The following is a 12,697-nucleotide window of genomic DNA, read 5'->3' on the forward strand; positions in this document are numbered from 1 at the left end:
ACAGATAGAAAAACAACCATGCTAGATTATTGGTTATTTTTGATTCGTGAATAAAAAAATAAAAAATCTGATTGCCCTGTCAATACTTCCTCAGGTAATCATAGTAAAGTGGTTGGGCAATTACCCTGAGTTTATAGAAACCTATTACAGCAAAGGGCTATATCCGGTTATTTCCGGATTTTGGCGAACTATATTAGGTTGGATTCCTTTTTCCGTCGGTGATATAATATACGCACTTCTAATTATTTTAGGAGTAGGTTATATCATTGTTAGCCGGTTGGCCATTAAAAAAAACCTCCTTGGATTTTTAAGGGATATAGCCATGGTGTTATCCGTAGCTTACTTTACATTTCATCTCTTATGGGGATTAAATTATTACCGTGAACCCGTTGCCAAAACATTGGAAATAGGCGGAAAACACAGTCAAGAAGATTTATTGAACTTGGTAGACCAACTAGTTCGGAAAACCAATGAAGTCCATTTTCAAATTACCAAGGACACGGGTAAAATTGTTGAAGTCCCCTATACCAAAAAGGAAATTTTTGACCTCACTTTAAAGGGGTATAAATCCCTTGAAAAACAAATACCCTTATTCACTTATAATCGCCCCAGCTTAAAGAAGTCAATTTTTAGTACGGCTTTGACCTATATGGGTTACGGCGGGTATTTAAATCCGTTTACCAATGAGGCCCAAGCTAATAGCAAGCTGCCCAATTTTAGATTTCCGGTCATATGTGGTCATGAGATCGGCCATCAATTGGGATTTTCGGCCGAAAATGAAACCAATTTTATTGGATATCTGGTAACGGTGAACAATGAGGATATTTATTTTAAATATTCCGCCTATGCCTACGCCCTTAGTTATTGTCTCAATGAACTTGCCAGGCGGGACCAAAACGTCTTTGAAAGCCACTATAACAAACTCAACCCTGGAGTTAAAAAGAACTATAAGGAAGTGGCCAACTTTTGGCTGGCACATGAAAATCCACTAGAGCCCGTTTTTAAATCTATATTCAATACCTTTTTAAAGGCCAACAATCAAAAAGAGGGGATAAAAAGTTACCATGCAGTTGTTTCACTCTTGGTAAACTATTATCAGCAAAACCCAATTTAAGGAATAAGCACTTTGGATTTCATTCGCCAATACCCATGCGGAATATCGCATCAAATCTACATAAACACGAGCCATTTTTTATGTTATAAAAAGCTTAAAACAGCCCTTGTTATTTATTTGTTATGTTATTTTTAACGCCTTATAAAAACGAATAACCTTATTTATGAGAATACGATTTTTTGTACTCGTCACATTTTTGTGCGGAGTATCTCTTTCTGCTCAGGATTACTTTCCAAAAAATGATGGCGTTAAAGCGGAAAACAATAATTACACAGCATTCATTAACGCAAAGATCTTTATAACACCCACAAAAATATTGGACAAGGGAACCTTGCTAATAAAAAAAGGCAAGGTTGTACTGGCCGGAAAAACGGTAACAGTTCCCAAAAACTCTGTAATAATAGACCTACAAGGAAAATTTATATATCCATCCTTTATTGATATCTATTCTGATTTTGGTGTGAACAAGCCCAATAAAGCGCCTTCAGGAGGGCGTTCTGCGCAATACGAACCCTCAAGGGAAGGCTTTTACTGGAACGACCATATAATGCCGGAAAACAATGCGATTTCCAAATTCAAATATGACAACAAAAAAGCGAAGGAATTACGGGAAGCAGGATTTGGCACTGTAAATACCCATATACAAGATGGTATAGCTCGTGGCAGTGGTGCTCTGGTAACATTGAACGATACCGGCAATGATTCGGATAGGATATTGGCCGATAAATCCGCACAATACTTTTCTTTGACCAAAAGTGTTGCCAAACGCCAAGCCTATCCAAGTTCCCTAATGGGTACCTTGGCACTTTTGAGACAAATGTACTTTGACGCAGATTGGTACGCTCACGGAAATATAGCTACAAAGGACCTTTCCCTAGAAGCTTTGAACGCCAACAAAGGTTTAGTTCAGATATTTGAAGCTAAGGATAAAGACAATGTGCTAAGGGCAGATAAAATTGGAGATAAGTTCAACATCAATTACACCATCCTTGCCGGTGGAAATGAATTTGAAAATGTAGCAGGCATAGAGGCCACCAATGCCACGTTGATTGTTCCCATTAATTTTCCAGACCCCTATGACGTTTCGGATCCATATTTGGCTGAATATATCAGCTTGGAAGATATGCGATTTTGGAACCAAGCCCCCACAAACCCTAAAGTTCTAGAGGAAAACAACATCACATTTGGTCTAACACTTCACGATCAAAAATCTACCTCTTCCTTCAGAAACAATTTATTAAAGGCTATAGATCATGGGTTGTCCAAAACAAAGGCTTTGGAGGCACTTACCACAGTACCTGCGCAAATCCTGGGTAAATCCAACTTAATAGGGTCTTTACAAAACGGTAGTCAAGCTAATTTTTTAATCAGTTCCGGGGATATTTTTGACAAGGAAACTGTACTTTATGAAAATTGGGTCCAGGGTCAACAGCATATCATTAATAATAAAGAACTTAAAGACATCCGCGGAAACTACAATTTAGCTGCCGGAAACAAAACGTATCAATTATCCATAACTGGAGAATTGGACAAACCCAAGGCAGAGCTTAAGGAGGGAGTACAAAAATTGACTTCCAAAATTAATTATGAAGACAATTGGGTCACCCTTTCCTTTAACAACAAGGAAGGCAATATGGTTTTCAGATTAACGGGAATGACAACCTCCAACTCTGATAATATTTCAGGTAAGGTATTGCTCCCAGACGGTAGCGAATCCACTTTTAATGCCACAAGGACCACTGCATTTATTGGTAAAGAAAAAGATGGCGTCAATGAAAAACCAATAGTAGTTCCTATCACTTTTCCAAATATAGGCTACGGCTATTCCGATCAACCTAAGCAAGAATCCATTTTATTCAAAAATGCCACGGTTTGGACCAGTGAGGAGGCGGGTATTTTGGAGCATACGGATGTACTTGTTAAAAATGGTAAAATTGCCAAAATTGGTAAAGACCTAAAAGGTGGCGGAGCAACGATTGTGGATTGCAAAGGAAAACATCTTACAGCAGGCATCATTGATGAACACACCCATATTGCGGCTTTGGCCATTAACGAATCCGGACAAAATTCGTCTGCGGAGGTAAAAATGGAAGATGTGGTAAACCCGGAACATATTGGCATTTATAGGGACTTAGCGGGTGGTGTAACCTCAGCACAACTTTTACATGGCTCTGCCAATCCTATTGGTGGACAATCGGCAATCCTAAAATTAAAATGGGGTGCCAGCGCAGATGGAATGATATATGATAACTCTCCCAAATTTATAAAATTTGCCTTAGGTGAAAATGTAAAGCAGTCCAACTGGAATAGCTACAGCAGATTCCCGCAGACAAGGATGGGTGTGGAACAAACGTTTATTAATTATTTCCAAAGGGCAAAAGAATATGATATCAAGAAAAAAAGTGGACAGCCCTTTAGGTTTGATGAGGAGATGGAAACCTTGGCGGAAATAATAAACGGAGAACGTTTTATAAGCTGTCATTCCTACGTTCAGAGCGAAATTAATATGCTCATGAAAGTAGCCGAAAAATTTAACTTTAAAGTAAATACATTCACCCACATTCTGGAAGGCTATAAGGTAGCCGATAAAATGGTGGAGCATGGTGTAGGAGCATCCACATTCAGTGATTGGTGGGCCTATAAATACGAGGTAAACGATGCCATACCATACAATGCTGCCATCATGCAAAGTCAGGGAATTACCGTTGCCATTAATAGTGATGACGCAGAAATGTCCAGACGATTAAACCAAGAAGCAGCCAAAACTGTTAAATATGGTGGCATGACAGAGCTGGAAGCATGGAAAATGGTCACTATTAACCCTGCTAAACTTTTACATATAGACGATAGGGTGGGCAGCATTAAGGAAGGAAAAGACGCGGATATCGTTCTTTGGAGCAACAACCCCTTATCGGTTTATGCAAAAGCGGAAAAAACGATGATCGATGGTGCGGTTTACTTTGACCTTGAAAAAGATAAACAACAAAGGGAAGCCATAAAAAAAGAAAAGGCCTTACTCATCAACCTAATGTTAAAGGAGAAGGACAAAGGCAGCCCTACTCAGGAACCCAAGAAAAAAAACCAAGAGCAATTGCATTGTGACAGCCTTTAAAAATAAAAAGATGAAAAATTTAAAAAACACCTTAGCACTTGCAGTCTTAATCATAACAACCAAGGGTTTTGCACAGCAAACACCGGCTGCGGCACAAAAAGAACCTATAACTATTGAAGGCGCTGTTGCCCATTTGGGAAATGGCGAAGTTATAGAGAATTCCCTTATCATGTTCGAGGATGGAAAAATTTTCTTCGTTGGAGATGCCAAAACAAGAATTGCGCGAAAAGGAACTATAATAAATGCCAGTGGAAAACATCTTTATCCAGGGTTCATAGCAACATGTGCTTCGTTGGGATTAATAGAGGTAGATGCTGTTAGGGCCTCCAATGACAAGGACGAAATTGGGGAGTTAATTCCCCATGTCAGAAGTTTAATTGCCTATAATGCAGAATCCAAAGTTGTGGAAAGCATGCGTCCAAACGGGGTACTATTGGGACAAATTTCACCTAAGGGAGGAACAATTTCAGGAACCTCTTCCATTATGCAATTCGATGCTTGGAACTGGGAAGATGCCGTGGTAAAGGCGGATGACGGAATACACCTATCCTGGCCAAAAAGCTTTAAACAAGGTCCTTCCTCCGTGGGTCAAGAGCGCAGGCATAAGCCAAATGAAGATTATTCAAAGGAAAAAAATAAAATAGTAAGCTTTTTAAAAAATGCATCGGCCTATGGAAAAAGTCCGTCGCCAGAAATCAATCCGGCATTTTCAGCTACCCAAGGTTTGTTCAACGGAACACAAAAACTATATGTTTATGCCGATGGTGAAAAAGAAATCATAGACGCCATAACAAATACAAAAAATTTAGGAGTTAAAGAAGTTGTCTTGGTTGGTGGATACCATGCCTATAAGATCACCGATTTTTTAAAACTTCATAAGATACCTGTTTTGATAAGGGCTCCGCATAACTTACCCGTATTTGAGGACGATGATTATGACCTGCCTTATAAACTACCCAAATTGTTATCCGATGCCGGAATATTGGTCGCCATGCAAAACATAAACGCCAAAAATTTTCAAAATAGAAACCTACCGTTTTATGCCGGACAGCTTGTTCAACAAGGACTTTCCCAAGAAAAAGCGCTCCAATTGATCACACAAAATCCGGCGAAAATTTTGGGAATAGACAAGGAGTACGGAACCTTGGAGGTGGGCAAAAGCGCTACCTTATTTATTTCTGAAGGCGATGCACTGGACATGCGGACCAACCAATTAAACAAGGCCTATATAGATGGAAGGGATATTTCGTTGGAAACTCACCAAACGGAACTATGGAAAAGGTATATGGAAAAATATAACGGGAAATAGTCCAAGATTTACAAATACAAAAAAAGGGGTAGAAAACGCTTTGTTTCTACCCCTTTCCCATTTTAAGGAATACTATTCTTGTACTTTTCCTTCAACAAAAATTCCGTTTTCAGGCTTCGCAAAAAAGCTTTCCGGTTTGTCCTGCCCACTAAACTCGATCGCTTCATATACAACCGGTTTTCTAGGCTCTTTGATTGTGCGCCCCTCGGAACTGTACCAAGTTAATTCCTTTGGAACCTTTAGTCCATTTACTTCTGTCCAATCGTGATAACCTATCCAACTTACATTATCGGAACGCTCTCCACTTCTGTAACTAACTGTATATCCTAGCCAAGCCATTTTAAAGGTCTGGGGGTCATAATGGAGGAAATACTCATCCTTATAAGAGGTGCCTATTCCCGAATTGAAGCGTACAGCAATACCGGGATAATTAATCCCCTCATATACCAAATCTTCGGTTTCATCATAAACAATACCTTTATCCCCCAAAACAAAAGGCATATTAAAAAAATAAGACCTAAGGTTGTGATAAAACACTGGATCACCCTTAAACGCATTTTCTTCGTTCTGCAGCCAAACCTTTTCCCCATCAAATCCAAGGGCGTAGCCTGGACCGTCTATCCTATCCTTTCTAGACTGTAGATCGATCGTATGTAGCTCCTCCCCCAATTTAAAAACCAAACTCTTTTTGTTTTTCCAATTCGAAATTCCCCCATGGGCTTCAAAAACCTTTAACAATGGTTCTGGATATCGCTCCAAGTTTATACTTGATTCCGCTTTAGGTTTGGCCAATTCCATATCAACTTCCTTTGCTTTGTTTTCCATCTTACAGGATAACACGCTAGCCAAAATCAACACTACAATCATATATTTCATCGTACTTATCTTTAGTTGCTCCATTCGTCGCACAACTTTAATTAAGTTAACAATAATATATTATTTTTGCTGCGATGAACCACCTTAAAGAAATCACCAGTACTCAAAACCCTCTAGTAAAGAGCATCTTATCATTAAAAGAAAAATCCCGTGAGCGAAAAAAAAATGGGCTTTTTGTTATAGAGGGGGTCAAGGAACTTCAGCTAGCCATTAAAGGCGAATATAATCTTAGGACCATTCTTTTTTACCCTGAGTTAATTACCCATGAAACTATTTTGGGTTTAACACAAAGCCTTTCACCTAAGCCAGAAATTATAGCCATTTCAAGAGATATTTTTCAGAAATTGGCCTATAGGGATACCACGGAGGGCATTTTGGCAGTCGCAGTAACCAAGGAACATTCCCTGGAATCATTGAATTTCAGAAACGACCACCCTTTAATTCTGGTAGCAGAAGCACCAGAAAAACCTGGCAATATCGGAGCCCTTCTTCGTACTGCGGATGCCGCCGATCTGGATGCCGTAATTATTGCGAATCCAAAAAGCGACCTGTACAATCCCAATATAATTCGGTCCAGTGTTGGTTGTGTCTTTACAACCAATTTGGCCCAAGGTTCCACGCAGGAGATCATTCAGTATTTAATAAATCGCAACATAGCCATCAATTGTGCAGCCTTAAGTGCTTCCAAACCATACACAAAAGTGGATTTCACCCAACCAACGGCCATTGTCGTGGGCACAGAGGCTACCGGTTTATCCGAGGAATGGCTGAACAAATCCTCGCAAAATATTATTATTCCAATGCACGGAGAAATAGACTCCATGAATGTTTCCGTATCCGCTGCAATACTTATCTTTGAAGCAAGGAGACAAAGGGGGTTCTAGAAATAGAATCAGCATAAAATAAGCTACCCCTTATATTAATATTCAAATCCACTATTTTTTTAAATGAACAGTAGCATCCTTTTTTATATCATAATAGCCATATTGGTAATACAATTTTTCATTGAAACCGTGTTGGAGTACTTGAATGCCAAACGCTATTCCGATGTTGTACCAAACGAATTAAGCGATGTGTTTGACCAAGAAGAATATCGAAAATCCCAGGAGTACAAAAAAATCAACTATCGTTTTGGACTTGTCAGCTCTATCTTCTCAATAACGTTGACCTTGCTCTTCTTGATTTTTGGGGGATTTGAATGGATAGATACGATGGCTAGGAGCCTTAGTGACAACCCGATTGTAATTGCACTGATATTTTTTGGAATAATCATGATTGGGAATGATATTGTAACCACCCCCTTTTCCTATTACCACACCTTTGTTATTGAGGAAAGATTTGGCTTCAATAAGAGTACTAAAAAGTTGTTCTGGACAGATAAAATTAAGGGATGGATCATGATGATGATTTTAGGCGGAGGAATATTGGCATTGGTCATCTGGTTTTTTCAGTGGGCGGGAACCAACTTTTGGATCTATGCCTGGGCCCTCGTTGCCGTATTTTCCCTTTTCATGAACCTGTTCTACAGTAAACTCATAGTTCCACTTTTTAACAAACAAACTCCCTTAGAGGAAGGTAGTTTAAAAAGTAAAATTGAAGCCTATGCCAAAAATGTGGGCTTTGAGCTCAAAAATATCTTTGTCATAGACGGATCAAAACGATCCACAAAAGCCAATGCCTATTTTTCGGGTTTCGGTAAAGAAAAGAGAATTACCCTATACGATACGCTGATCAACGATCTTGAAGAGGATGAAATTGTAGCTGTGCTGGCCCATGAAGTGGGACATTATAAAAAGAAGCATATCATCTTTAATTTGTCTGCCTCCATCTTACTTACTGGCCTTACCTTATTTATTTTGTCCATTTTCATAAATAATCCTCAGGTATCTTTGGCTATTGGTGTTTCACAACCTAGTTTTCATGCCGCGCTGATCGGTTTCGGAATATTATATAGCCCGATTTCTGAAATTACTGGATTGATCATGAACTTCATGTCCAGAAAATTTGAATATCAGGCAGATGATTATGCCAAAAACACTTTTGCCTCCAAACCCCTGATCACATCACTAAAAAAATTATCAAAAAATAGTCTAAGCAATCTCACTCCACACCCAGCCTATGTTTTTATGCACTATTCCCACCCGACCCTAATGTCCAGAATTCAAAACTTAAAGGCATAATTTTTGTTGTCTACTATCTTAGTTTGTGCTATTTTTAATTTATGATGACCGAAGCTGCAATAGAAAAAGAAAATAAGGAGATTGCCAAGCAATACAAGGAATTGCTCCGCATAAGCTATCAAAATCTTAACGATGAGGATAAGAAATTGATACGCTCCGCCTTTGATATTGCTGTGGATGCACATAAAAATCAAAGAAGAAAATCTGGCGAAGCTTATATTTTTCACCCTATAGCAGTTGCCAAAATAGTAGCCTCCGAGATAGGTTTGGATGCCGTTTCCATTGCCTCGGCACTATTGCACGATGTTGTTGAGGATACGGAGTATTCTCTCGCAGATATAGAGCGTATGTTCGGGGAAACCGTAGCACGGATTGTGGACGGACTAACTAAAATTGCCCACCTAAAAAAGGATATGAACATATCCCAACAGGCTGAGAATTTTAGAAAAATGCTTTTAACGCTAAATGATGATGTACGGGTCATTATTATAAAAATAGCGGACAGGTATCACAATATGCTCACTATGGATTCCATGCCTGAGCATAAACAAGTAAAGATAGCCTCCGAAACCCTTTACATATATGCACCTTTAGCTCACAGAATAGGTCTGTACAATATTAAGACCGAATTGGAAGACCTCAGCCTTAAATACACGGAACCAGATGTTTACGACGATATTTTAGGTAAAATTGAAGAATCCAAAGAAGAACAGCAGGCATATATTGATGCTTTTTCCGGTGTAATTAGCGACTCTTTGGACAAAGAGCAGTTAAATTACCATATAAAGGGGAGGATGAAATCCATATTTTCAATACGCCGAAAAATGAAGGTTCAGAATGTTTCCTTCGATGAGATTTATGACAAATTTGCTATCCGAATAATTTACAAATCGGACCGTCCCAACGAAAAGTTTTTAGCCTGGAAAATTTATTCCATTGTCACCGATCACTTTACTCCTAACCCTGTTCGTTTGCGCGATTGGATTTCCTCCCCAAAATCTACGGGATACGAAGCCCTGCATATTACCGTAATGGGCCCAAAGGGCAAATGGGTGGAAGTTCAGATTAGAAGTGAAAGAATGCACGAGATTGCAGAAAAAGGTTATGCGGCCCATTTTAAATACAAGCATGGCAATCAGAAAGAACAGGGTATTGAAGAATGGCTGAACAAATTGCAGGAAGCCTTGGAAAATGCAAATACCAATGCAGTTGATTTTGTAGAAGAATTTAAACTTAACCTCTATTCCAAAGAGATATTTGTATTTACACCCAAAGGAGAATTAAAATCCCTTCCCAAAGGGGCCACCCCCTTGGATTTTGCCTTTAACATCCATACGGAAGTAGGCATGCACACTAGAGGAGCCAAGGTGAATGGAAAACTGGTGCCCTTGAACACCACTTTGAATAGTGGCGACCAAGTGGATATATTAACCTCCGATACTGCCAAGCCAAGCCAAAGCTGGTTGGACTATGCCACCACAGCTAGGGCCAGGGCTAAGATAAAATCTTCTTTAAGGGAAGAAAAAAAGTCCACTGCACAGGATGGCAAGGAAATACTTAGGCGTAAGTTAAAATCCCAAAAAATCACCCTTAATGAGGATACTATAAATAAATTGGTCATCTATTTTAAATTAAAGACCAGTTTAGATCTTTTTTACAGGGTTGCTATCGGGGCCATTGACAATCAAATGTTGAAGGATTTTGCCGCCTCCTATAGCAATGCCTTTATAAGCTTCTTCAAAAATAAGATGAGGAAGCACCCTGTTCCAGAGGACATCCATAAAGATGAAATAACTTCCAAATTCGATACTCTTGTTTTTGGAAAGGAAGAAGACAAACTGGAATACAAATTATCCCAATGCTGTAATCCCATTCCGGGAGACGAAGTATTTGGGTTCGTAAGCGTAAATGATGGCATTAAGGTGCACAAGAAAAACTGTCCTAACGCCATTTCGTTACAGTCCAACTACGCCTATAGAATCATTTCCGCCAAATGGATCGATTCGTCTCAGGAAGAATTTACGGTAGAAATAAAGCTGACAGGTATAGACAACTTGGGATTAATAAGTGAAATTACGGAGGTAATTTCTGGCAATTTACATGTTAATATGAGAAATATTAATTTCAGTACGGACGGAGGCACCTTTTCGGGGAGAATTACACTTGTTGTAAAAAACAATGCTATCCTTAAAAAAGTTATAGATAAACTAAAGCAGATCAACGGCATCGATAAAGTATCCAGAATTTAAATTTTAACTGTACATTTGTACCCTAACGCTGGGTAAATGCTATGGGCGAAAATAAGAATCAAGAAATAGTTAAAAATGTCTTCACCACTTTTCTAGAGGGAAATGGTCACAGAAAAACACCTGAGCGCTACGCAATTTTACAGGAAATCTACAATAGCGAAGAGCACTTTGATATAGAATCTCTTTATATCACCATGAAAAACAAAAATTATCGCGTAAGTAGGGCTACACTGTACAATACTATTGAACTTTTATTGGAATGCAAGTTGGTAAGGAAACACCAATTTGGAAAAAATCAGGCCCAATACGAAAAATCATATTTTGACAGACAGCACGATCATGTTATCCTTACTGATACTGGTGAAGTAATGGAATTTTGCGATCCCCGCATTCAAAGTATAAAAAAGACCATTGAGGAGGTTTTCAAAATAAAGATCAATACGCACTCACTCTATTTTTACGGGACAAGAATCAAAGAAGAGAACACGAATAATTAATCCAATTACATAAAGAATGGCAGTAGATTTACTACTAGGACTCCAATGGGGAGATGAAGGAAAAGGGAAAATAGTTGATGTTTTAACCAAAAACTATGACATTATTGCACGTTTCCAAGGCGGCCCCAATGCTGGCCACACATTAGAATTTGATGGTATAAAACACGTTTTGCACACCATTCCTTCCGGAATTTTTCACAAAACGGCTATTAACATTGTCGGTAACGGTGTGGTAATAGACCCGGTTATCTTTAAAAAAGAGCTCGATAATCTTAAGAAATTCAATCTAGATATTAAGTCGAAATTATTTATCTCTAGAAAAGCACACTTAATTTTGCCTACCCATCGCTTACTGGATGCCGCTTCCGAAACGGCCAAAGGCAAGGCCAAAATCGGATCTACCCTTAAGGGCATTGGCCCAACCTATATGGACAAAACGGGAAGAAACGGAATGAGGGTAGGTGATCTGGAATTTTCCGATTGGAAAGAAAAATACCGGTCATTGGCCAACAAACACGAGGCTATGATCAGCTTCTACAATGTAGAGATCCAATATGACCTAAAGGAATTGGAGGCCGACTTTTTTATGGCTGTTGAAGAACTAAAAAAATTAACCTTCATAGATAGTGAGGAGTATATTTTTAATGCCCAGCGGGAAGGCAAAAAAATATTGGCGGAAGGTGCACAAGGGTCTTTATTGGACATCGATTTTGGAACCTATCCATTTGTAACCTCATCCAACACCACAGCGGCGGGAGCCTGTACTGGTCTGGGTGTAGCACCAAATAAAATTGGCAGTGTTTTGGGTATTTTCAAGGCTTATACCACACGGGTAGGTAGTGGTCCGTTCCCCACAGAACTTTTTGACGAGGACGGTGAAACCATGGGAAGGGTCGGAAACGAATTTGGCGCAACCACAGGGAGACCAAGACGTTGCGGATGGTTAGACCTAGTAGCTCTTAAATACGCTGTTGAAATTAATGGGGTAACAGAATTGATGATGATGAAGGCGGATGTACTAAGTGGATTTAAAACACTAAAAGTGTGTACGGCCTACAACTATAAGGGAAATCAAATAAAACATTTGCCATATAGCATAGAACCGGAATATGTGACACCGGTTTATACGGAAATGAAAGGGTGGGCAAAAGACTTGACCAAAATGAGCAAGTCCGATGAACTTCCGGACACCTTAATGGATTACATAAAATTCTTGGAAAAAGAATTGGAAGTCCCCATCAAGATTGTTTCGGTAGGACCTGATAGGACTCAGACCATATATCGATAATCAAAAGCCATCTTTTAAGATGGCTTTTTTGTTAAAGGCATTTTATTAAAACTATCCCAAACTATAACTTCC

Annotated in this window: 9 protein-coding genes; 8 read left to right on the forward strand and 1 reads right to left on the reverse strand. The window is 39.1% G+C overall.

Going from position 1 to position 12,697, the window contains the following annotated elements; genetic code table 11:
• The first annotated feature begins 46 nt into the window (after positions 1–46).
• The 3 genes from H4O18_RS08550 (at position 47) to H4O18_RS08560 (ending at position 5,535) form a co-directional block, all read left to right on the forward strand.
• Positions 47–1,114, forward strand: coding sequence for a DUF3810 family protein (locus H4O18_RS08550; RefSeq protein ID WP_187583477.1), 1,068 nt, complete (start codon positions 47–49; stop codon positions 1,112–1,114).
• A 163-nt stretch (positions 1,115–1,277) separates the two neighbouring features.
• On the forward strand, positions 1,278–4,226 hold the full coding sequence (locus H4O18_RS08555; protein WP_187583479.1) for an amidohydrolase family protein: 2,949 nt from the start codon (positions 1,278–1,280) through the stop codon (positions 4,224–4,226).
• A 10-nt stretch (positions 4,227–4,236) separates the two neighbouring features.
• Positions 4,237–5,535: an amidohydrolase family protein gene (locus H4O18_RS08560; protein WP_187583481.1), complete on the forward strand. Its 1,299-nt coding sequence runs from the start codon at positions 4,237–4,239 to the stop codon at positions 5,533–5,535.
• Positions 5,536–5,607: 72 nt separating this feature from the next.
• Here the strand turns inward: H4O18_RS08560 and H4O18_RS08565 are convergent, their stop codons facing one another.
• Complete coding sequence (locus tag H4O18_RS08565) at positions 5,608–6,411, reverse strand: DUF6503 family protein (RefSeq protein ID WP_187583483.1); 804 nt, start codon at positions 6,409–6,411, stop codon at positions 5,608–5,610.
• A gap of 74 nt (positions 6,412–6,485) precedes the next feature.
• Between H4O18_RS08565 and H4O18_RS08570 the strand changes: the two genes are divergently transcribed.
• From H4O18_RS08570 to H4O18_RS08590, 5 genes are all read left to right on the forward strand, one after another.
• Positions 6,486–7,295: a TrmH family RNA methyltransferase gene (locus H4O18_RS08570; protein WP_187583485.1), complete on the forward strand. Its 810-nt coding sequence runs from the start codon at positions 6,486–6,488 to the stop codon at positions 7,293–7,295.
• 63 nt (positions 7,296–7,358) lie between these two features.
• Positions 7,359–8,591, forward strand: a complete 1,233-nt coding sequence (locus H4O18_RS08575) for a M48 family metallopeptidase (protein ID WP_187583487.1) — start codon at positions 7,359–7,361, stop codon at positions 8,589–8,591.
• A 44-nt stretch (positions 8,592–8,635) separates the two neighbouring features.
• Positions 8,636–10,840, forward strand: coding sequence for a RelA/SpoT family protein (locus H4O18_RS08580; protein WP_187583584.1), 2,205 nt, complete (start codon positions 8,636–8,638; stop codon positions 10,838–10,840).
• A 41-nt stretch (positions 10,841–10,881) separates the two neighbouring features.
• Positions 10,882–11,337 carry a Fur family transcriptional regulator gene (locus H4O18_RS08585; RefSeq protein WP_187583489.1) on the forward strand — a complete coding sequence of 152 codons (456 nt, stop codon included), beginning with the start codon at positions 10,882–10,884 and terminating at the stop codon, positions 11,335–11,337.
• Between the two features lie 16 nt (positions 11,338–11,353).
• Positions 11,354–12,625 carry an adenylosuccinate synthase gene (locus H4O18_RS08590; RefSeq protein ID WP_187583491.1) on the forward strand — a complete coding sequence of 424 codons (1,272 nt, stop codon included), beginning with the start codon at positions 11,354–11,356 and terminating at the stop codon, positions 12,623–12,625.
• The last annotated feature ends 72 nt before the right edge of the window (positions 12,626–12,697 follow it).

The sequence above is a fragment of the Arenibacter arenosicollis genome (assembly GCF_014397245.1).
Lineage (GTDB): Bacteria > Bacteroidota > Bacteroidia > Flavobacteriales > Flavobacteriaceae > Arenibacter > Arenibacter arenosicollis.